The following is a 20,594-nucleotide window of genomic DNA, read 5'->3' as shown; positions in this document are numbered from 1 at the left end:
GGCATGAAACTCAGGGTCTGCACCTACAACATTCACAAGGGCTTTTCCCAGTTCAACCGTCGCATGGTGATCCACGACCTGCGCGAGCGTCTGCGCACGCTGGATGTTGACCTCGTGTTTCTGCAGGAGGTCCAGGGTATGCATGTGCGCCACGAGATCACTCATGCCAACTGGCCGCTGAATCCACAGCACGAGTTTCTGGCGGAGGAGGTCTGGCACCAGGCCGCCTACGGCAAGAATGCGGTCTACGACCATGGGCACCACGGCAACGCGATCCTCAGCCGGTTGGCCATCCTCTCCGAGCATAACCAGGATGTGTCCGACCACCGTTTCGAGCGTCGCGGGCTGCTCCATTGTGAGGTGGAATTACCCGGTAGCAACCAGGTGCTGCACTGTGTCTGCGTGCATCTGGGGCTGATGGCGGGGAGCCGAAGGCGGCAGATGGAAGCCCTGGCTGAGCGTATGGAGCAGCTCGCTCCCGACGGTGCGCCGCTGATCATTGCGGGGGATTTCAACGACTGGCGTGATCGCGCAGAGCATCTGCTCGTCAAGCGGCTGGGGCTGGTCGAAGCCTTTCGCAGCGGCACCGGGCGTCTCGCGAAGAGTTACCCGAGTCGCGCCCCGGTGCTGAGCCTGGATCGCATCTACGTGCGTGGATTCGATATCCATGCGGCCCAGGTGCATGCCGGGTTGCCCTGGTCGCGTATCTCCGACCACGCTGCGCTGACGGCGGAACTGGAGTTCGCCGGGTGACGGATTACTGCGAGGGCAATCAGGTCGAGCTGCTCGAATGCGGCCTGCAGTATTTCCCGGCACTGGAAGCGGCGATCGATCGCGCTCGCGATGAGATCCACATCGAGACCTACATCTTCGAGGACGACGAGACCGGACGTCGCATGGCTGAGGCATTGTGCCGGGCGGCAAGGCGAGGCGTGGCAGTCAACGTCATGGTCGATGGCTTCGGCGGTCGCCCTTTCGTTGAGCATCTCCAGAAGGTGCTGGAGGCCAGTGGCGCTTCGGTGCTGATCTACCGGCCGGAGATTCGCGCGCTGTCCCTTCGTCGCCATCGCCTGCGCCGGCTGCATCGCAAGATCGTGGTCATCGACGCGCGCGAAGCTTTCGTCGGCGGCATCAACATCATCGACGATGTGCCGGTGCGCGGCTCGGTGCATCCGCGCTATGACTATGCTGTGCACCTCAAGGGTCCGCTGTTGGCGTCGGTGGTGGCGAGCGTGCGACGCCTCTGGTGGTTGGTGTCGTGGGCAAACCTGCGACAGCGCCAGCCGATGCGCACTCGCACTCCGGCGCATGTCGCTCCGGCCGGCGAGGTGAGAGCAGCCTTTGTGATTCGCGACAACCTCGGGCATCGCCGTGACATCGAGGATGCTTACCTCGCGGCCATTGCGGCTGCGCGTCGCGAGGTGGTGATTGCATCAGCCTACTTTTTTCCGGGCAGGCGATTTCGCCAGGCGCTGACGGTTGCGGCCGCGCGAGGTGTCAGTGTGAAGCTGTTGCTACAGGGCTTGTCGGATCACCCGGTGCTGTCCTACGCAACCCGGGCGCTCTATCCCTACTTTCTCGGTCGTGGCATTCGGCTTTACGAGTATCACCGCAGCTACCTGCATGCCAAGGTTGCGGTGATCGATGAGAGCTGGGCGACCGTGGGGTCGAGCAACATCGACCCCTTCAGTCTTTTGCTGGCGCGCGAGGCCAATGTCGTCGTGGATGACGCGGCGTTCGCCCGAAAGCTGCGAAAAAGCCTCGAGGCTGCGATGCGCGAGGGTACAGTCGAGCTGCGGCTGGAGACGCTGCGCCGGTTGCCCATGATGCGTCGGCTCGCGAGTTGGCTGGCGTATCAGTTCGTCCGCCTGGCGATCGGTGTGGCCGGCTTTCGCGGCAAGCACTGAGCCGGTGTGGACGGGTTCAGCCGCGTGTCGGCACCGGAGGGCGTTTGGCCGAGATCACGCCGGTATTGACGCCGAACCAGTTCAGTCCGCCGAACAGTCGTGCGTATTCGATCTTCACGCAGCGGTCCATGACCACCTTCATGCCGGCGGCCTCGGCGCGTTGCGCCGCTTCCGCGTTGATCACGCCGAGTTGCATCCAGAAGCTCTTGGCGCCGATGGCGATCGCATCGTCGACCAGTGGCAACACATCCTCGGGCTTGCGGAACACGTCCACCATGTCGATCGGTATCGGAATGTCACGCAGACTCGGATAGCACTTCTGCCCCAGGATCTCGTCGTAGGCCGGGTTGACCGGCACGATCGTGTAGCCACGCTCCTGCATGTACTTCGCCGCGAAGAAGCTGGGGCGATGCCAGTTGGCCGACAAACCCACCACCGCGATGGTGCGGGTTTCGAGCAGCAGGCTACGCAGGCCGGCGATATCGTCAATCATGTTCGCGTTCCGGTGGGTCGGTGGGGCCTAAATAGGCTTTGGGCGCCGTCTCGATGCGCTGCGCAGGCACCTTGGCCGGCGACCAGTTCGCCACGGCCCAGGCTCGGATTTCGTTCAGCCCCGCTCTGGCAAGCGCCTCATCCGGATTCTGACCGAGAAAGCGCAGCACCGCCAGCCACGTGGCTTCCACCGCGTCGTCGCTGACTGCGGGCGCGAGTGTCTGCTTGGAGAGCTTTTCGCCGGCCGGATTGACCGCTACCGGCAGGTGTGCGTACCTGGGCGTCGGATATCCGAGCAGGCGCTGCAGGTGGATCTGTCGCGCGGTCGAGTCGAGCAGGTCGGCGCCGCGCACCACATCCGTGATGCCGTCAATCGCATCATCGACCACGACGGCGAGCTGATAGGCGAACAGGCCGTCAGCGCGCAGCAGGACGAAGTCGCCGACCTCGCTTTCCAGTGCCTCGTGCTGTGCACCTTGGATGCGGTCAATGAAGCGGATGTCGCCGGCCGCGCGCACCCGCCAGGCGCGGGCGCTGCGCCCTGGTGGCAGTCCATCACGACAGGTGCCGGGATAAACGCGCGAGCCGTCGCGCGCCAGCGCTGAGTCAGCGATCTCGCGACGGGTGCAGGCACAGCCAAACACCGCGCCGCAGTCGCGCAGACGATCGAGTGCCTGTTGGTAGTGGGCGATGCGGTCGCGCTGGCAAACGATCGGGCCATCCCACTCGAGGCCGAATCGCTCGAGGGTGGCGATAATGTCGGTCTCTGCCTGCAGGCTGCAGCGGGGTGCGTCCACATCCTCGATGCGCAGGAGCCATCGACCGCCGGCTGCGCGGGCGTCGATATAGCTGCCGATCGCGGCAACCATCGAGCCGAAGTGTAGCGGTCCGGTGGGGGAGGGGGCGAAACGCCCGACGTAGTGGCCGCCCGCCATCCCCATGGAGCGGTCAGACGTTGAACAGGAAATTCATGACGTCGCCGTCGCGCACGACGTACTCCTTGCCCTCGGCGCGCATCTTGCCGGCCTCCTTCGCGCCGGCTTCACCCTTGTACTGGATGAAGTCGTCGAAGGCGATGGTCTGGGCCCGGATGAAGCCGCGTTCGAAATCGGTGTGGATCACGCCTGCCGCCTGTGGGGCAGTGTCGCCGACGTGAATCGTCCAGGCGCGCACCTCCTTCACGCCGGCGGTGAAGTAGGTTTGCAGCCCGAGGAGTTTGTATCCGGCCCGGATCAGCCGGTCGAGACCTGGCTCATCCAGGCCCATGGATTCGAGGAAGTCCTTCTTGTCGGCGTCCTCGAGGTCGGCGATCTCCGCTTCAATCGCAGCGCACAGGGCAACCACTTGCGCGCCCTCGGCGGCGGCATGTTCGCGCACCGCATCGAGCCTGGGGTTGTTCTCGAAGCCGTCTTCGGCGACGTTTGCTGCGTAGAGCACAGGCTTGGCGGTGATCAGGCAAAAGGGCTTCAGATTGGCGCGTTCTTCCTTGGAAAGATCGAGTGCTCGCACCGGACGGGCCTCGTTGAGCTGGGCGAGGCACTTTTCGAGCGCCGCCACCAGCAGTTTGGCTTCCTTGTCGCCTGCGCTGGCCGGTTTGCGGTAGCGGGCGAGAGCCTTCTCGACGGTGGCCATGTCGGCCAGCGCGAGCTCGGTGTCGATGACCTCGATATCACGGATCGGATCGACGCTGCCGGAGACGTGTACCACGTTCTCGTCTTCGAAGCAGCGCACGACGTGAACGATCGCATCGGTTTCGCGGATGTTGGCGAGGAACTGATTGCCCAGCCCTTCACCCTTGGACGCACCCGCCACCAGACCGGCGATGTCGACGAACTCGACGATGGCGGGCTGGATCTTCTGCGGCTTGACGATCTCGGCGAGCTGCGCAAGACGCGCATCAGGCACCTCGACGATACCGACGTTGGGTTCGATGGTGCAGAACGGGTAGTTCTCGGCCTGGATGCCGGCCTTGGTCAGGGCGTTGAAGAGGGTCGACTTGCCGACGTTGGGCAGGCCGACGATTCCGCATTTCAGGCTCATGTGAATCCTTGTGATGCCACGATCAGGTCCGAGGGACTGCCAGCGCCTTGATCTTGAGTGGAAAACTTGCGATTGTACCGTGACCGACAACGCCCGCGACACTGCTGTGCGGGCCGATCCCGTCGAGAATTGACCCTTTGGGGTCGGGCGCCCGGTCCGTCCGGGCAACAACAGGAGGAGAAATGAACGGAAACTGGATGGATGCGATCGACGTGCGTAGCGCGTCGGCGTTGGCGAGTGGAGACCTGCAGCCGGTGCAAGCTGACGAAACGGAGATGACCGACGGTGGTATGCGGTTCATCGTGCGCTGGGTGTCGTCGCTCGCGGCCAAAGACGCGGTCAAGAAGGATGTTGCAGTTCCGGGTGGTCCGCGCGACCCGGCCTTCAACCCGTTTCTGAACCCGGATCCGGCGTTGACCGTCGGTCCGGTGGGCGAGGCCCATGTCGCAATCCTCAACAAGTTTCCGCTTTGCGCACGGCACCTGGTGCTTGCGCGACGTGAATTCGAAGAGCAGTTGTCGCCGTTGGTGCGAATCGACTTCGACGCGCTGGCAACAATCATGGGCGAGGCCGGCGGGCTTGGTCTGTACAACGGCGGCGTGGAGGCGGGCGCGAGTCAGCGTCACAAGCATGTCCAGTGGATACCCGAAGCGCCCGGCAACGCGAGCCTGAAGCTGTATGCACCGGGTTTGCCGACGGACGCGGAACCGCAAACCGTCGCCAGGCACCCCGCGCTTGCGATGAAGCACTGCTTCGTGCGGGTCGAATGCGGCAAGGGCGTTGCGGTGGATCGTGCCGGCGCGAGCATGCATGCCGGATTCGAGCGTGCTCGGGCCGAGCTGGACCTGGCGCCGGGGCCGGACGGCTTGCTGCCGCCGTGCAATTTGTTGCTCGGAGATGGCTGGTTGCTCATGCTGCCGCGCAGCCGTGAGCACTTCGAGGGGATTTCGTTCAGCGCGGTGTGTTTCGGTGGCACGTTGTACACGCGCCATCGCGATCAGATAGATGCGATACGCAGCGTGGGGCCGCTTCAGGCCATGGCTGCGGTTGGCTGCTGAGCGAGACTGACCCGGCCGGCGATCATCCTCCCCGGCGACGGTTCAGCCGCCGTCGGGTGTTTTCGCTGGTTTGGCAGGCTTGGGGCGGACGTTGAGTCTTGAGGCAGCCGCGGTGAGCTCTCCGCGCTGGATCTGCGGCCATGCAGACAAAGCCTTGTCGATCGCCTCGTCGATGGCCTCCCGCTCTTCGCGTCTGGGTGGCTTGAGCACGAAGTTGACCACCTCGTTACGGTCGCCTGGATGACCGATGCCAATGCGCAGGCGCCAGTAGTCGTTGGTGCCGAGATGGGCCGAAGAGTCCTTGAGGCCGTTGTGGCCGCCGAGGCCGCCGCCGAACTTCAGTCGCAGCTGACCGGGTGGTATGTCGAGCTCGTCGTGGACGACGAGAATTTCCGCCGGCTGGATACGGTAGAAGCGGGCGAGTGCCCCCACCGCCTGCCCGGAACGATTCATGAAAGTCTGTGGCATCAAAAGCCACACGCCGGCTTCACGGGCATTGGCCACCAGGCCGTGAAAACGGGATTCGAACGAGAAGCGGGTGCCGAGCTTGTCGGCCAGGCGCTCACAAAACCAAAACCCGGCATTGTGCCGGGTTTCGGTGTATTGCGCGCCGGGGTTGCCGAGTCCGACGACCAGTCGCGGAGCGATCTGGCTCATTCCCGCTGGCCCCCCTCGTGCTTGCGCGGCAGGTGCGTCACTCGCCCCCTTCCTCACCTTCGGCGGCGCCTTCACTGCTACCGCCGGTCTTGAGCGCGGTTGCGACGACCGGGTCGCCTTCTCCGTGGTGCACGATCTCGACACCGCTCGGCAATTTGATGTCGGTGACGTGCACCGAATGGTCTGCCTCGAGGCTGCTGAGGTCGACTTCGATGAACTCGGGCAGATCCTTCGGCAGGCAGCTGACGTCGATCTCGTTGATCACGTGCGAGATCATCTGGCCGGCGAGTTTGACTGCAGGGCTGGTATCGCCGTTGACGAAGTGCAGCGGCACCTTGATGTGCAGTTTCTCGGTCGAGCTCACGCGCTGAAAGTCGACATGCAGTACTTGTTGCTTGTACGGGTGCCACTGTGCATCACGGAGGATGACGGACTCCTTGCTGCCGTCGAGGTCAATGGTCAGCACCGATGCGTGGAAGGCTTCCTTGCGCATCAGGTGGTAGAGCTCGTTGTGGTCGAGCGTGACCGGGGTGGCGTCCTGTTCGGCACCGTAGATGATGCCCGGCAGCTGGCCAGCGCGACGCAGGCGGCGGCTCGCACCCGTTCCCTGCAGGTCACGCTTGGTGGCCTTGAATTCGATTTGCATTGCTTTACTCCTGGTTGGTTTCGCCCGTCCGCGACCAGACGAGCGGGTGGAACACCGCCGCTTGCGCGACGGCGAAAAATTATTCCATGAACAACGACGACACTGATTCCTCGTTGCTGATGCGCAGCATGGTGTCGGCCATCAGCGACGCCACCGAGATCTGGCGGATCCGTGAACAGTTCGCGGCATCGTCCTGCAGCGGAATAGTGTCGGTGACCACCAGCTCGTCGAGATCCGAGTCGGCGATCCGGGCCGCCGCGGCGTTCGACAGTACCGGGTGGGTACAGTAGGAGATGACGCGGCGGGCACCGTTTTCCTTGAGCGCGGTGGCTGCCTTGCACAGCGTGCCGGCGGTGTCGACGATGTCGTCCATGATCACGCAGGTGCGGTCCTTGACCTCGCCGATGATGTTCATGACCTCGGACACGTTTGCCTTGGGACGGCGCTTGTCGATGATCGCGAGATCACACTCGAGACGCTTGGCGAAAGCGCGTGCTCTGACCACGCCGCCGACGTCTGGCGAGACCACGAGCAGATCGTCGTATTTTTGCTTGTCGAGGTCTGCGAGCAGCACCGGTGCGGCGTACACGTTGTCGACCGGAATGTCGAAGAAGCCCTGAATCTGGTCCGCGTGAAGGTCCATCGTCAGCAGACGTTGCACGCCGGCGACCTGCAGCATGTTGGCGACGACTTTCGCAGTGATCGGCACGCGTGCCGACCGCGGCCGACGATCCTGCCGCGCATAGCCGAAGTAGGGCATGGCTGCCGTAATTCGACCTGCCGAGGCTCGCTTGAGCGCATCGACGAGCACCAGCAGTTCCATCAGGTTGTCGTTGGTCGGCGCGCAGGTGGGCTGGAGAACGAAGATGTCCTTGCCGCGGACGTTCTCGAGAAGTTCGACGTTGACTTCACCGTCGGAAAAACGTCCCACCGTTGCTGAACCCAACGAGATGCCGAGACGTCGTACGACGTCGGCGGCAAGCTTTGGGTTGGCGTTGCCGGTGAAGACCATCAGGCTGCCACGGGGCATGACCGATACTCCAGAGCCGAAAAGAACTGTGACTACGCTTCAAACGACTCGGGCAGGCACAAGGCCTGCCCGGGTTGTCTGGCTGGGGAGGAAGGATTCGAACCCTCGAATGCCGGAATCAAAATCCGGTGCCTTAACCGACTTGGCGACTCCCCAAGAAACCTGTTTCGCTCAACTATCGAGCCACTCGTAAAGCGGGTGCCGAGCGAGCGAGCCGGCCTGCCACGCACGCCAGTGCGGCGGGCAGGACTTGATGATGCGTGCGGCCATGAGTTCATCATGTACCTGTGCGAAGACGCATGCACCCGATCCGGTCATTCTGGCCGGCGCGTATTGCCCCAGCCACTCGATCACCTCGCCTATCGCCGGATGAAGTTTGCAGGCGACTGCCTGAAGGTCATTCCGCGTGGGCCGTGAAGCGAAGTCCGCAATTTTGATGGGTTCGCTGTCTCGCGTCAACTCCCCCGCTGCAAAAATTGCAGCGGTCGGTACCTCTACCGGAGGGACGATCACAACATAGCGGGCGGGGGTGAGTTCGACAGGCGTGATGCGCTCGCCGATTCCCTCGACGAAAGCGTCGCGCCCAGCTATGAAGAAGGGCACGTCCGCGCCCAGGCGCAGGCCGATAGCGGCCAGTTCGTTTAGGCGCAGCCCGGTTCCCCAAAGGCGGTTCAGTGCGATCAGCGTGGTCGCGGCGTCGGAACTGCCGCCGCCGAGCCCGCCCCCCATCGGCAAATGCTTGTCGAGCCGGATGGTCGCACCCCGCGAACAGCCAGTGGTCTTCTGCAGTAATGTCGCAGCCCTGACACACAGCTCACGATCGGGCGGTATGCCGGGAATGGGTGAGGCCAACTCAATGCATCCGTCGCCGCGCTCTTCGAAGGATAGCGTGTCGGCGCGGTCGATGAGCCGGAACACCGATTGCAGCAGGTGGTAACCGTCCGCTCGCCGGCCGATGATATGCAGGAACAGATTGAGTTTGGCCGGCGCCGGACAGTCGTTCAGCCGATTCACGGTGACACCACCCAGTGGTCGATGACGAGCCGGATGCGCGCATCGCCCCAGTGCGCGTCGATTCGCCTGGGCATTGCATCGGGCGATTCCGAAACGTATTCGGAATAGTCGATGATCCAGCCAGCGTCACTCATTCGTGCCGGCCGCCCGGCCGCATCGCTGGCCAGCACCCGGGCTCCGGATCTCGGTACGGCTTGAACCCAGTGCGCCAGACCGTCCGCGGGGGCGGGCACGCCGAGGAGTTCGGGCAGCATGGCTTCGGCTGAATGCGCGGTCAGCGTCTGCCCGTCAGCCGTTCGCAGGGTCGCGCCGGCGTTCGTCGCGACGAGTTGGGCAACCACCTGGCCAAGTGGGCTGAACAGCAGCCAGCTGTCCGCCTCGGCTGTGTGCTCCCACTCGAGTCTGCCACTGGCCGCACGTTCTCCGTCGGTGGCGGAGATACGCGCCTCGAGCAGAAATGCGCTGACGGTATCCCGGGTTGCCTCCGCAACGTCGGACGGTGGGGCGAGCGTGGCGCAACCGGAGAGGATGACGAGCGTAGCTGTCGTCAGCCACTTGCCAGGCCGGGTAGCTGCGTACCGCGTTCTCAGGATCATCACTGTTCGAGGAGTCGCTCGATGGTGTCGGTGAGAGTCTGGTTGTCCGGGTCGGCGCGCTGAGCGTCTTCCCAGATCCGGCGCGCCTCGTCGCGGCGCTCCATCAGCCACAGGACTTCGCCGAGGTGGGCGGCGATCTCGGGATCGGGCCGCAGTGCATGGGCGCGCTCAAGATAGGCGAGTGCGCCCTCGAGATCGTTCTGACGAAACAGCAGCCAGCCCATGCTGTCGAGAATGTAGGGGTCGTCAGGTGCGATCTCGAGTGCCTGCAGGATCAGATCGCGGGCTTCGTCCAGGCGCAGGTTCCGGTCGGCAAGCGTATAGCCGAGCGCGTTGTAGGCATGAGCGTGGTCTGGTTCGATCGCGATCAGGCGGCGCAGGCGGTTTTCCATCAGCTCGATATCGTCGAGGCGCTCGGCGAGCATGGCAGATTCGTAGAGCAGTTCCGGGTTGCGAGGCTCGGCCCTCAGCGCCTCGTCCACGAGTTCGAGTGCCTCGTCGTAGCGATTCGCCTCACGCAGTATCAGGGTCTCGGCGAACAGCAGCCGGCGGACGTCTTCCGCTTCAGCCGGCAGGCTGCGCAGCAGCAGTCGCGCCGCATCAACCTCGCCCTGGCGCGCTGTCAGCACAGCGATGCGAAGCTGAGCATCGAGGTGATGCATTCCGATCTGCACCGAGCGATACCAATACAGGGCGCCCTCGTTGTCGCGGTGTCGTTCGGCGATCTGGCCCAGATTCATGCGGATGCCGTCACTATCCGGATGCCCCGCGTCGATTGCGCGCGAGAACATTTCCGTTGCGGTGTCGATATCGCCGATCTGCGACGAAATGACGGCGACCGCATAGAGCAGATCGTAGTCCTCCGGCGCGTCCGTGAGCAGGGTGGCGAACTCCTCGCGAGCGGCTTCGAATTCGTGCGCGGAAACCAGTGCGCGCGCATAAGTCAGTCGAGCCTGGCGGCTGTCCGGGTGCGCATGCAGGAAGTCGTTCAGCAGCTCGAGCGCCTGTCGCGTGGAGTCAAGCTGCACGAGCAGTTGCGCCTTGAAGAGCACCGCCGGTTCCCAGTCGGGGCGAAGGTTGAGGGCGCCATTGAGGGCGTTGAGGGCGAAGAGTCCATCCTCCACCGCTGCCGCAGCTTGAGCGCGTGCGAAATGCGCAGCTGGTTCGGTGCGTAGATACGGCTCGGTGAGTCGGTTGACGATGGACTGAACGATGATCTTTTCCTGGACTCTCGCCAGCGCGCGATTGAGCCCGAGCAGGTTCTGTTCGAGCTGGTCGGGATGTTCGGCAAGAATGCGAGCGAGCTGAATCTGCACTTCGTTGAGACGCTCCCCGCCGCTGGCGAGGACGCCGGCGAGCACCCGTCGCGCTTCGTCCGAATCGGGGTCGGCTTCGTTCCACAAACGCGCAGCCTCAGCAGCCGCGTCGATGTCGCGGGCGAAGAGCGCGATCTCGGTGGCGCGCTTGGCGATGCGAGGGTCACGAGTCTCACGTGCGGCCTCGATGTAGGCATCGACCGAGACTCCGAACTCTCCCCTTGCGCCGGCGATTTCCGCAAGCAGCAACATGAACAGCGTTTGCGGCGTCAGCTCCTGCAGCGGAAGATTGGCCGTGGCGGCGGGGGCTTCGCCAGGCGGGGCATGGGCTGGGGCGGGAGCAATCAGAAAGCCGGAGGCCGCGAGGGCCGCGGCCATGCAGGCGAGTTTGAAATTCATGCGTTTGTGTCCAGGCAGGTCCGGATGGGTGGGGCCTTACAATGTGGGCTGCGCCTGTATATGAGCCTGAAAAGCCGTCCGGGTTCGCAGCATGTTAGGCACAATCGCACCGGGCGAGCAAGCCGGTCGGCCTGTAACCCTGCAATCGGAGTCTTCAGAATGCCGGAATTGCCCGAGGTGGAAACCACATGTCGCGGCATTCGCGAACCCTTGCTTGGCAGCCGGGCGACTGGGGTGGTGGTTCGCAACCATCGCTTGCGCCAGCCGGTGCCTCCCGACCTCGGCGCTTTGCTCGCCGGCCAGACATTGTGTGAAGTGCGTCGCCGGGCGAAGTACCTCCTGCTTGATTTCGATACCGGTTGCCTGATTGTGCATATGGGCATGTCCGGCAGTTTGCGGGTGGTGGCGACAGAAGACGCGCCCTTGCCGCACGATCATGTGGATATCGTGTTCGGTCCGCGTTCATTGAGACTTCGAGATCCACGTCGCTTCGGCATGATGCTGTGGCAAGCCGGAGAAGGGCTGAACCATCCGGCTTTCGCGTCGCTTGGGCCCGAGCCACTCGGGGAGGGCTTTGACAGTGAGTATCTGTACAGCGCGACACGCGGCTTGCGTGCTCCGATAAAGGTCGTGCTGATGGATGCCAGGCGTGTCGTCGGAGTCGGCAATATCTATGCATCGGAGAGTCTGTTCCGCGCCCGGATCCATCCGTTGGTGCCAGCTGGCAGCTTGGGAAAGGTGCGCTGTGCGCGACTGGTCGCCGCAGTGAGGGAAACCCTCGAGAATGCGATTGCGGCCGGCGGCAGTACCTTGCGTGATTTCGTGGGTGGCGATGGTCGTCCCGGCTACTTTCAGCAGCAGTACTACGTCTACTCGCGTGCAGGCCTGGACTGCAGGGTGTGCGGGAAACCGGTTCGACGTGAACTGCTCGCGCAGCGGGCGACTTACTGGTGCCCGCACTGTCAGCGCCGCTGAACAATAGTGCCATTGGTCGGCATCCGGGCCCCGCTCGTCGTCAGTGCCCGCGATTGCTTGGAAAGCGACAGCGCCGGGGTTATGCTTAGATGCTATTCTTCAAGGCTGCGGCATGTTGTCGCGGGATAACGGAGAGCGATCATCATGAGTCTGGCCAACGACTTTGCTGCCTATTCTGCCTGGCGGGAGCACGCCAGTGCGACGGTAGCCGATCTGCGTCAATGGTTGAGCCGTTCCGATGTCGGTGACGCCCAGGTGGACCTCCGCCTGCAGTATGTCCTCGAGCGGCTGAAGGAGGACAGGCTCACGATTGCCTTCGTCGCCGAGTTCTCGCGCGGCAAGTCCGAACTCATCAATGCGATCTTCTTCTCGGACCTGGGCGACCGTGTGTTGCCCTCCAGTGCCGGGCGGACCACGATGTGCCCCACTGAACTGCAATGGCAGCCCGGGGCGCAGCCGGAGATTCGGCTGTTGCCGATCGAGACCCGTCGGACGGACGCGAGTGTCAGCGAGTTGCGGCGTGAGCCGGACAGATGGACCGCGCATCCGCTCGACCCCTCGTCCGCGGCGAGCTTGCAGCAGGCGCTCGCACGAGTGGGCGAGACCGAGCGCGTCACTTACGAGGACGCACGCGAGCTTGGTTTCGATGTCGACCCCACCGGCGAGAACGGGCTCAAACCGGACTCCAACGGGATGGTCGAGATCCCGCGCTGGCGTCACGCGCTCATCTCGATACCGCACCCTTTGCTGGAGCAGGGGCTGGTGGTGCTCGACACCCCCGGTCTGAACGCCATTGGTGCTGAACCCGAGTTGACGCTCTCCCTGCTGCCAAACGCGCATGCCGTCTTGTTTGTGCTGGCTGCCGATACCGGCGTGACCCAGAGCGACATGGCGGTATGGCGAGATTACGTGCGCAACGGACGCAATCCCGGCCGCGGTGAGCTCGTCGTGCTGAACAAGATTGACGGCTTGTGGGACGGGCTGCGTGAGGACGCCAGAATCGAGGAGGAGATCTCCCGTCAGGTGTCCCGGGTGGCCGCGACACTCGATCTGCCAGCCGCCCAGGTCTTCCCGGTTTCAGCCCAGAAGGGCTTGGTCGGGCGCATCAATGGCGATACAGCCCTCGTGGCGCGCAGCCGTATCGCCGATCTCGAGCGAGCGCTGGTCGAAGATGTCCTGCCCACCAAGCGCGAAATCGTGCGAGACAACGCGCTGGCGGAGGTCGGTGAGCTGGTGCGTCAGACCAGGGAGCTGCTCGAAGCGCGTCTGGAAGGCCTGCACGAGCAGCTGCGCGAGCTGACCGACTTGCGCGGCAAGAACCAGAACGTTATCGAATACATGATGCGCAAGATCCGCACCGAGAAGACCGAGTTCGAGCAGGGTCTGCAAAAATACTACGCGGTGCGCAGTGTCTTTTCCACGCTCACGAATAACCTGCTGGCGCACCTCGGGCTCGACGCAATCAGGGATGAAACCCGCAGAACTCGCGAGGCGATGGATGCATCGACCTTCACAAAAGGGCTGCGCGATGCGATGGAGGGGTTCTTCACCGGTTTGCGTGCCAACCTCGCTCGCTCGACCCAGGAGATCGGCGAAATCACCTCGATGCTCGATTCCATGTACAAGCGGTTCAGTGTCGAGCACGGTCTGAAGCTTAGCCGGCCCGAGGGGTTCTCGACGCTTCGCTACGAGAAGGAGCTCGACCGGCTCGAGGCTGCTTTCAACCGCCAGATCAATACCACGCTGACCCTTGTGACAACGGAGAAGCACACCCTGACGCAGAAGTTCTTCGAAACCGTGGCCTTGCAGGCGCGAAAGACCTTCGAAGGCGCGAATCGTGACGTCGAGCAGTGGTTGCGGGTAGTGATGGCGCCGCTGGAAACCCAGGTGCGCGAGTACCAGCTACAGCTCAAGCGGCGGCTGGAGAGCGTCAAGCGTATCCATCAAGCGACTGATACGCTGGAAAACAGGGTGGAGGAGTTGCTCCAGTCCGACAACCTCCTGGTTGCGCAGCTGGACGAACTCGCACGCATGGAGGCTGCAATTCTGGCGGCTTTCGGGGGCGCAGACATCACCCTCGAGTCAGGCGAGGATACAGCCATCCGGGCCGCCTGATCGGATTGCGGCCCGGGCGAGGCCCGGGCCCCTGGCCGGCAAGCGTGCTCAGCCTTCCTGATTGGTCAGCTTGAGGAACTTCTCCATCAGCTGTTCCTTGGACTCGACCCGGTCGGGGTCGAGGGGAATACAGTCCACCGGGCAGACTTGCTGACACTGCGGCTCGTCGAAGTGGCCGACGCATTCGGTGCACTTGTTCGGGTCGATTTGATAGATTTCCTCGCCCTGGTATATCGCGCCGTTGGGGCATTCCGGTTCGCACACATCGCAGTTGATGCATTCGTCGGTGATCATCAAAGCCATTTTCGATTCCCTTCTATTGTTTCAAGTTGATCTTTGCAGCGAGCCGCCTGAGAACGGCAGGTTGGACGAACTTTGCGACATCGCCCCCTAAACGCGCAATTTCGCGCACCATGGTGGCCGAGATGAACATGTACTCGTCCGCTGGCGTCAGAAACACGGTCTCGACGTCCGGGTAGAGTTTTCGGTTCATGCCCGCCATCTGGAACTCATATTCGAAGTCCGACACTGCACGCAAGCCGCGGAGAATGACGCGTGCCCCCCGTGCATGCAGAAAATCCATCAGCAGGCCGTCAAAACCGACAACTTCGACGTTACCGAATGGTGCGAGAATCTCGCGGGCGATCTCGACACGTTCTTCGAGCGGAAACAGCGGTGCCTTGGCCCGACTCTCGGCAATGCCGACGATGACGCGATCGAACAGCAACGCGGCACGCCGCACCAGGTCTTCGTGCCCCCGGGTAAATGGGTCGAAGGTGCCTGGATAGACCGCTATGGCTTCCTTCATTCGTCCTGTCCTCGCATCAGTTGGAAGCACACCTGTCCCGCTCTGCCGGAGCGGATGGTGCGCCATTGGCCGAGAGTGTCGATTGGAGTCTCGGCCTCTACGTACAGCCAACCTTCAGGTTCGATCAAATCCCCCAGCGAGCCCTGGATTCGCTTTAGCCAGCCCTGATGATAGGGCGGGTCGAGGAAGACCAGATCGTAGCGCCGGGTTTGCTTTCGCGCGAATTCTACCGCATCGCCGCGAATAAGCTCTACTTGCGAGGCTTGTAGGGTCTTTATGGCATCACGCAATGCAGCATGGGCGGCAGGGTTGCACTCGACCATGGTGACGTGTTCGGCGCCCCGTGAGGCCGCCTCGAAGCCGAGGATGCCGGTGCCGGCGAAGAGATCGAGACAGCTGAGACCGGTCAGATCCTGACCCAGCCAGTTGAAGAGTGTTTCGCGAACACGGTCCGGGGTAGGGCGAAGACCGGCCACCTTCGCTACCGGCAGCAAGCGCGATCGCCACTGCCCGCCGACGATACGGACCCGGCTCAATTGCTTGTCACTTCGGCTGGACGATCTCCATCACCGCCTGCGATGATCGTCACCAGATGCTCTGGCCGAATACGGCGGGCGAACGCGTCCTGAATCTGCTCGGCGGTTACCGCGGCGATGTGGTCGGTGTAGGTGTCCAGCCAGTCCAGAGGCAGCCCGTAGAAACCAATCATTGCCACATGATCGAGGATCTTGCGGTTGGAGTCGAGACGCAGGCCGAAGCCGTTGATGATATTGCTCTGCGCCGCGCCGAGTTCATCATCGGTGGGTCCGTCTGCGGTAAAGGCCGCGAGCACCTCCGACACCACCGCAAGCGCCGATTCCGCCTGGGAGCCGCGGGTTTGCAGGCCGATCTGGAACGGGCCTGCGACACGGTGCGGATGGAAGAAACTGAACACGCTGTAGGCGTAGCCGCGTGCATCACGGACTTCCTTGGTGAGTCGTGAGGTGAAGCCGCCACCTCCGAGCACATGATTGCCGACCAGGAGTGGATAGTAGTCAGGGTCTTCGCGACCCATGCCGGGCAGTCCGACTGCAATGTGGGCCTGGGCGGAGGCGTTGGCGATCCGCTCGACGCGTGCCTCCGGCATTTTCGGTTCGGCGAGCGGTGGAGCCGCTTCGCCGCGTGGCAGTGCGGCCGTGAGGCGCTGGGCGATCCGTTCGGCGCCGGCGCGGTCGATGTCGCCAACGATGGTGACCGTCGCGTTGCTGGCGACGAAGTAGCGGCGATGAAAGTCCGCCAGCGCGTCGCGGTCGATCCGCGCTAGAGACTCCAGTGTCGTCTGGCGCCCATAGGGGTGCTCGGGATAAATCCCGGCTGAGAAGGCGCGGCTTGCGAGTGTGGCGGGGCGCGTCAAGGCTTCGCGCAGGCCGGCGATGCTGCGGTTGCGCTCGCGTTCGAGTGCGGCCTCGGGGAAGCTTGGGGTCGCCAGCAGGCGCGCCGCGAGATCGACGGAGGCGTCGCGCTCGGTCGCGCTGGAGAGAGTTCGAAGCACCAGGCTGTTGCGGTCACGATCGGTGTCGCCACTGATCTGCGCACCGGTGTCCGCGATCTGCTCGACGATCGCCTGTTCGTCCAGCCCCTCGATACCGGTTTCGAGCAATCCGCGGGTCATGCTCGCGAGACCTTCCAGTCCTTCCGGTTCGTATGCGCTACCGGCTGCGAAATCCACCCGTATGTCGAGCATCGGCAGCGAGCGGCTCTCGATGAAGAACACGCGAGCGCCGGATTCGCTTTGCCAGTGCTCGATCTGCGGGCCGGCCAACGCCGGCAGGGTGATGACGAGCGCGGCGATAAGGGTGCCGCCGATGAGTGTTCGGATGCTTTTCGTGGTCATGCGGATTCACTCAGTGACGAAGCAGGGGAGAAACACGAGCGGCCGTGGTGGTGCTTTGCGGCAGCGGAACCAGTTCGGCCCGGATCATCATGTCCGGATCGAAGAAGCGGCGGGCTACATCTTGAACCTGATCGGCGGTGACACGGCGTATGCCATCGAGCAAGGCCTCCTCGTCGCGCCAGGAAAGACCGGCGAGTTCGAGGAACCCGATCTCCATCGCCTGGCCCATCAGTGAGTCGCGCTTGTACACCTGCCCGGCGACTGCCTGGGTAACGACCCGCCGCAGTTCGTCCTCCGCAATGCCTTCGTCGGCGATGCGCCGGATCTCGGCGAGCAGGGCTTGCTCGACTTCGGTGACGCTGCGCTCCTGAGCGGGCGTGGCCATCAACAGGAAGAGCGAGGGGCCGCGACCAGTGCCCCCGTAGCTCGCGCCGGCCGCGACCGCAATTTCCTGCTCCCGCACCAGGTGACGGGGCAGGCGTGCGCCGTCGAAACCGTCGAGCACCGACGACAATACCTGCAAGGCGTAGGCGTCTTCATCTTGGGTGGGAGCACGCAGGGTTGGTGCATGCCAGGCGAGCGCGACCATCGGCAGTTCGGCGGGGGCTCGCACCACCGTGTTGCGCGGGCCGCGCTGTGGTGGCTCGGCGGGAATGCGGCGCCCCGGCAGGACCCGCGAGGGGATGGTGCCATAGTGTGCCCGGGCGAGCTCGATCACCGCCTGATGATCCACGTCCCCGACGACCACGAGCGTCGCGTTGTTCGGAGCATACCAGTCGTCGTACCAGCGCTGGGCATCCGCCATGGTGTAGGTCTCGATGTCCTCCATCCAGCCGATCACCGGCCGGCGATAGGGGTGGGACAGAAACGCAGTGGCCATGAGTTGTTCGAACAGCAACGCGCGGGGGTTGTCGTCGGTACGCAGGCGCCGTTCTTCCTTGACGACCTCGACCTCGGGCAGGAACTGTTCTTCGGCGAGCTTGAGGTTGGCCATGCGATCCGCCTCGAGCTGCATCATCTGCTCGAGATGCTCGGGCGGTACCTGCTGAAAGTAGGCGGTGTAGTCGCGACTGGTGAAGGCGTTGTCGCGACCGCCGACCGCGGAAACTCGCCGGTTGAACTCCCCGGGGCCGAGGGTTTCGGTGCCCTTGAACATCATGTGCTCGAGCATGTGGGCGATACCGGACACGCCGTCGGGCTCATCCATGGCCCCGGCCTTGTACCACACCATGTGCACCACGGACGGCGCTCGTCGGTCTTCCTTGACGATGATCTTCATGCCGTTGTCGAGCGTGGTTTCGAACGGGTTGGCTGCGGCAGGGGCGCCTAGAACCAGGGCGGTGGCAAGCAGCGTAGTCAGTGCGGCAAGTCGATGAAACATTCGTAAGTCCTGCATCTGATAGAATTTGCGGCCGATTCGTTCGGATGCCCGGCTTCGCTCCGGCGGGGTCGCCGGCCGGGGCGAATCTTAACGTCAACCTGTCAATCCGAACGCTGAACGTCCCTAGAGACCGGAACCGCCATGTTTGGTTTCCTCAAGAAATCCCCCAAGTCCGAAGTAGAAGGCAGCCAGGCTGCAAGCGAGGCCATGCCAGCGGCCGTCGAGGCCGCAACAACCACTGCGCGCCCGTCCTGGGGCGAGCGCTTGAAGGCGGGGTTGAGCCGTACCCGACAACAGTTCGGCGGTGGCCTGGCGAGCCTGTTCGGACGCCGCAAGATCGATGAAGACCTGCTCGAGGAGCTGGAGAGCACCCTGCTCATGGCCGATTGCGGTGTCGAGGCCACGCAGCACCTCATCGACGAATTGCGCAAGCGCTGGAAGCGCGACCGTCTGGAAACCGCCGATCAGCTGCAGGAGGCGCTGGCGGAAAGCCTCACCGACATTCTCTTGCCGCTGGAGCAACCGCTCGAAGTCAGCGGACACAGCCCCTTCATCATCATGATCGCGGGGGTGAATGGTTCGGGCAAGACGACCTCCATCGGCAAGCTGGCCAAGCATTTCCAGGCACAGGGCAAGAGCGTGCTGCTGGCCGCCGGCGACACTTTCCGCGCCGCTGCGCGTGAGCAACTGCAGACCTGGGGCGAGCGCAACGGCGTTACCGTCATCGCGCAGGACTCGGGTGACTCCGCCGCAGTGATTTTCGACGCGGTCAATGCCGCCAAGGCGCGAGGCATCGACATCGTGCTCGCCGACACGGCCGGCCGGCTGCCGACCCAATTGCACCTGATGGAGGAGATCGCCAAGGTCAAGCGCGTGATCGGCAAGGCCGACGCTGGCGCTCCACACGAAGTGCTGCTCGTGCTCGACGCCAACATCGGGCAGAACGCGCTGGCCCAGGTGAAGGCTTTCGATGCGTCGATCGGTGTGACCGGGCTGGTGTTGACCAAGCTTGACGGTACCGCCAAGGGTGGCGTGGTCGCGGCGATCGCGCGTCAGTCGCCCAAGCCCTTGCGGTTCATCGGTGTCGGTGAAGGTATCGACGACTTGCAACCGTTCCGCACCCGCGAGTTTGTCGACGCCGTGTTCGCGCGCTCGCCAGGGACGGGCGCCGATACGCCGGCCGAATGATCGTCTTCGAGGACGTCGTCAAGCGCTACCCGGGCAACTATGTGGCGCTCGCCGGAGTTGGCTTCGAGATCCGTCACGGTGAGTTTGTGGTTCTTTCCGGGCACTCGGGTGCCGGCAAGAGCACACTGCTGAAGATGATTCCGGTCATCGAGAGGCCGACCGACGGCGTGGTGCGCATCAACGGGCAGGATGTGTCTCGCCTGCGGCCGGCAGCGATTCCTTATCTGCGCCGCAATCTCGGCTTGGTCCTGCAGGAGAGTCGGCTGTTGTTCGATCGCAGCGTACTGGACAACGTCATGCTGCCACTGGTGATCACCGGTCATCCGCCAAGGGACGTAGAGAGGCGGGTCGCCGCGGCGCTGGAGCGCGTGGGGCTTGGCGGGCGCGAGCGTGAGATGCCGGCAGGTCTTTCGGGCGGTGAGCAGCAGCGGGTGGCAATTGCCCGGGCGATCGTGAACCGGCCGTCCATCCTGATCGCCGACGAGCCGACCGCCCACCTTGACCGCGCGCATGCGGGGGAAATCGCGGCCTTGTTCAAGTCGTTCAACGAGGCCGGCGTGACGGTCATCGTGTCAACCCACGACGAAAGCCTGTTCAACGCCTACAGGCCGCGCCGACTGGCGCTGGCAAAGGGCATCCTGGTCGGGGATTCGGCGTGTTGAGCTGGGTGCAACTGCATCTGCGCGCGGCCCTGCAGGCCCTGCGACGGCTGGTGCGCCAGCCTGTGGGTACGGTGTTGTCTGCGATGGTCGTCGGTATCGCGCTGTCCCTGCCGGCCGCCGGGTATCTGCTGCTCGACAACGTGTCGACCCTGGCACGCGGTGTGTCAGGGACGCCCGAGATCAGCATCTTCATGCGGGACGCGGTCGACAACGCTGGCGTCGCCGCGATCGAACGACGGCTGCAGGCCGACGCACAGGTCGCGAGCTATCGCTTCGTGTCGCGCGACGAGGCGCTGCGACAACTGGAGCAGAGCGGCTTGGGCGATGTGCTCGGCGGGCTCGCAACCAACCCCTTGCCGGATGCTTTCGTCGTCGTGCCGCGCGGCGGGGAACCGGAGCTCTACGCCGTTTTGCATGAGCGCTTCGGTGCCTGGGAC

22 protein-coding genes and 1 tRNA gene are annotated in these 20,594 nt (G+C 63.8%); 8 read left to right on the top strand and 15 right to left on the bottom strand.

Annotated elements, in window-relative coordinates; translation table 11 throughout:
• Window positions 1-3: 3 nt before the first annotated feature.
• Window positions 4-753, top strand: coding sequence for an endonuclease/exonuclease/phosphatase family protein (locus tag GPA21_RS08230; protein ID WP_168987724.1), 750 nt, complete (start codon window positions 4-6; stop codon window positions 751-753).
• A complete protein-coding gene (gene clsB, locus GPA21_RS08225; RefSeq protein ID WP_168987723.1) occupies window positions 750-1,907 on the top strand; it encodes a cardiolipin synthase ClsB in 1,158 nt (385 codons plus the stop codon). Before GPA21_RS08230 ends, clsB begins: the two co-directional genes overlap by 4 nt.
• A gap of 16 nt (window positions 1,908-1,923) precedes the next feature.
• Here clsB and GPA21_RS08220 read toward each other — a convergent pair whose 3' ends face one another.
• Genes GPA21_RS08220 through ychF form a run of 3 tightly spaced genes read right to left on the bottom strand, consistent with a single transcriptional unit; the run spans window position 1,924 to window position 4,439 of the window.
• Window positions 1,924-2,400: a CoA-binding protein gene (locus tag GPA21_RS08220; RefSeq protein WP_211163491.1), complete on the bottom strand. Its 477-nt coding sequence runs from the start codon at window positions 2,398-2,400 to the stop codon at window positions 1,924-1,926.
• Window positions 2,393-3,340, bottom strand: coding sequence for a tRNA glutamyl-Q(34) synthetase GluQRS (gene gluQRS / locus GPA21_RS08215; RefSeq protein WP_168987722.1), 948 nt, complete (start codon window positions 3,338-3,340; stop codon window positions 2,393-2,395). The genes GPA21_RS08220 and gluQRS overlap by 8 nt, the downstream gene beginning before the upstream one ends.
• A 7-nt stretch (window positions 3,341-3,347) precedes the next feature.
• Complete coding sequence (ychF, locus tag GPA21_RS08210) at window positions 3,348-4,439, bottom strand: redox-regulated ATPase YchF (RefSeq protein WP_168987721.1); 1,092 nt, start codon at window positions 4,437-4,439, stop codon at window positions 3,348-3,350.
• 182 nt (window positions 4,440-4,621) lie between these two features.
• Here ychF and GPA21_RS08205 point away from each other — a divergent pair, with 182 nt between their 5' ends.
• On the top strand, window positions 4,622-5,497 hold the full coding sequence (locus GPA21_RS08205; RefSeq protein ID WP_168987720.1) for an ATP adenylyltransferase family protein: 876 nt from the start codon (window positions 4,622-4,624) through the stop codon (window positions 5,495-5,497).
• Between the two features lie 42 nt (window positions 5,498-5,539).
• Here the strand turns inward: GPA21_RS08205 and pth are convergent, their stop codons facing one another.
• From pth to GPA21_RS08170, 7 genes are all read right to left on the bottom strand, one after another.
• A complete protein-coding gene (gene pth, locus GPA21_RS08200) occupies window positions 5,540-6,154 on the bottom strand; it encodes an aminoacyl-tRNA hydrolase (RefSeq protein ID WP_168987719.1) in 615 nt (204 codons plus the stop codon).
• Between the two features lie 37 nt (window positions 6,155-6,191).
• On the bottom strand, window positions 6,192-6,800 hold the full coding sequence (locus GPA21_RS08195) for a 50S ribosomal protein L25/general stress protein Ctc (RefSeq protein WP_168987718.1): 609 nt from the start codon (window positions 6,798-6,800) through the stop codon (window positions 6,192-6,194).
• Between the two features lie 79 nt (window positions 6,801-6,879).
• Complete coding sequence (locus tag GPA21_RS08190) at window positions 6,880-7,830, bottom strand: ribose-phosphate pyrophosphokinase (RefSeq protein WP_168987717.1); 951 nt, start codon at window positions 7,828-7,830, stop codon at window positions 6,880-6,882.
• 79 nt (window positions 7,831-7,909) lie between these two features.
• A tRNA-Gln gene (locus GPA21_RS08185) sits at window positions 7,910-7,986 on the bottom strand.
• 15 nt (window positions 7,987-8,001) lie between these two features.
• Window positions 8,002-8,844: a 4-(cytidine 5'-diphospho)-2-C-methyl-D-erythritol kinase gene (gene ispE / locus GPA21_RS08180; RefSeq protein ID WP_339379859.1), complete on the bottom strand. Its 843-nt coding sequence runs from the start codon at window positions 8,842-8,844 to the stop codon at window positions 8,002-8,004.
• Window positions 8,841-9,440 (bottom strand): lipoprotein insertase outer membrane protein LolB, encoded by a 600-nt coding sequence (gene lolB, locus GPA21_RS08175; protein WP_168987716.1) that lies wholly within the window; start codon window positions 9,438-9,440, stop codon window positions 8,841-8,843. The genes ispE and lolB overlap by 4 nt, the downstream gene beginning before the upstream one ends.
• Window positions 9,440-11,155: a tetratricopeptide repeat protein gene (locus GPA21_RS08170; RefSeq protein WP_168987715.1), complete on the bottom strand. Its 1,716-nt coding sequence runs from the start codon at window positions 11,153-11,155 to the stop codon at window positions 9,440-9,442. Before GPA21_RS08170 ends, lolB begins: the two co-directional genes overlap by 1 nt.
• Before the next feature lie 159 nt (window positions 11,156-11,314).
• On the opposite strand from GPA21_RS08170, the gene mutM reads away from it, so the two are divergent.
• Together mutM and GPA21_RS08160 are read left to right on the top strand one after the other, a co-directional pair.
• Window positions 11,315-12,130 carry a bifunctional DNA-formamidopyrimidine glycosylase/DNA-(apurinic or apyrimidinic site) lyase gene (mutM, locus tag GPA21_RS08165; RefSeq protein ID WP_168987714.1) on the top strand — a complete coding sequence of 272 codons (816 nt, stop codon included), beginning with the start codon at window positions 11,315-11,317 and terminating at the stop codon, window positions 12,128-12,130.
• A 144-nt stretch (window positions 12,131-12,274) separates the two neighbouring features.
• A complete protein-coding gene (locus tag GPA21_RS08160; protein ID WP_168987713.1) occupies window positions 12,275-14,245 on the top strand; it encodes a dynamin family protein in 1,971 nt (656 codons plus the stop codon).
• Window positions 14,246-14,293: 48 nt separating this feature from the next.
• On the opposite strand, the gene GPA21_RS08155 is transcribed toward GPA21_RS08160, so the two are convergent.
• The 5 genes from GPA21_RS08155 to GPA21_RS08135 are packed head-to-tail and all read right to left on the bottom strand — an operon-like array spanning window position 14,294 to window position 18,307.
• A complete protein-coding gene (locus tag GPA21_RS08155) occupies window positions 14,294-14,548 on the bottom strand; it encodes a YfhL family 4Fe-4S dicluster ferredoxin (RefSeq protein WP_168987712.1) in 255 nt (84 codons plus the stop codon).
• 13 nt (window positions 14,549-14,561) lie between these two features.
• Window positions 14,562-15,053: a pantetheine-phosphate adenylyltransferase gene (gene coaD, locus GPA21_RS08150; protein WP_168987711.1), complete on the bottom strand. Its 492-nt coding sequence runs from the start codon at window positions 15,051-15,053 to the stop codon at window positions 14,562-14,564.
• On the bottom strand, window positions 15,050-15,589 hold the full coding sequence (rsmD, locus tag GPA21_RS08145) for a 16S rRNA (guanine(966)-N(2))-methyltransferase RsmD (protein ID WP_168987710.1): 540 nt from the start codon (window positions 15,587-15,589) through the stop codon (window positions 15,050-15,052). The genes coaD and rsmD overlap by 4 nt, the downstream gene beginning before the upstream one ends.
• Window positions 15,586-16,926 carry a M16 family metallopeptidase gene (locus GPA21_RS08140; protein WP_168987709.1) on the bottom strand — a complete coding sequence of 447 codons (1,341 nt, stop codon included), beginning with the start codon at window positions 16,924-16,926 and terminating at the stop codon, window positions 15,586-15,588. Before GPA21_RS08140 ends, rsmD begins: the two co-directional genes overlap by 4 nt.
• 10 nt (window positions 16,927-16,936) lie before the next feature.
• Window positions 16,937-18,307: a M16 family metallopeptidase gene (locus GPA21_RS08135; protein WP_168987708.1), complete on the bottom strand. Its 1,371-nt coding sequence runs from the start codon at window positions 18,305-18,307 to the stop codon at window positions 16,937-16,939.
• 141 nt (window positions 18,308-18,448) lie between these two features.
• Here GPA21_RS08135 and ftsY point away from each other — a divergent pair, with 141 nt between their 5' ends.
• The 3 genes from ftsY to GPA21_RS08120 all read left to right on the top strand — a co-directional run.
• Window positions 18,449-19,495, top strand: a complete 1,047-nt coding sequence (ftsY, locus tag GPA21_RS08130) for a signal recognition particle-docking protein FtsY (RefSeq protein WP_168987707.1) — start codon at window positions 18,449-18,451, stop codon at window positions 19,493-19,495.
• Window positions 19,492-20,157, top strand: coding sequence for a cell division ATP-binding protein FtsE (locus GPA21_RS08125; RefSeq protein ID WP_168987706.1), 666 nt, complete (start codon window positions 19,492-19,494; stop codon window positions 20,155-20,157). Before ftsY ends, GPA21_RS08125 begins: the two co-directional genes overlap by 4 nt.
• Window positions 20,151-20,594 (top strand): cell division protein FtsX (locus GPA21_RS08120; protein ID WP_339379858.1); only part of this gene is annotated, 444 nt, incomplete at its 3' end. The genes GPA21_RS08125 and GPA21_RS08120, both read left to right, overlap by 7 nt.

The organism is Azoarcus taiwanensis (genome assembly GCF_012910885.1).
Classification (GTDB): domain Bacteria; phylum Pseudomonadota; class Gammaproteobacteria; order Burkholderiales; family Rhodocyclaceae; genus Azoarcus_F; species Azoarcus_F taiwanensis.
This window is presented reverse-complemented; position numbering and strand designations above follow the sequence as displayed.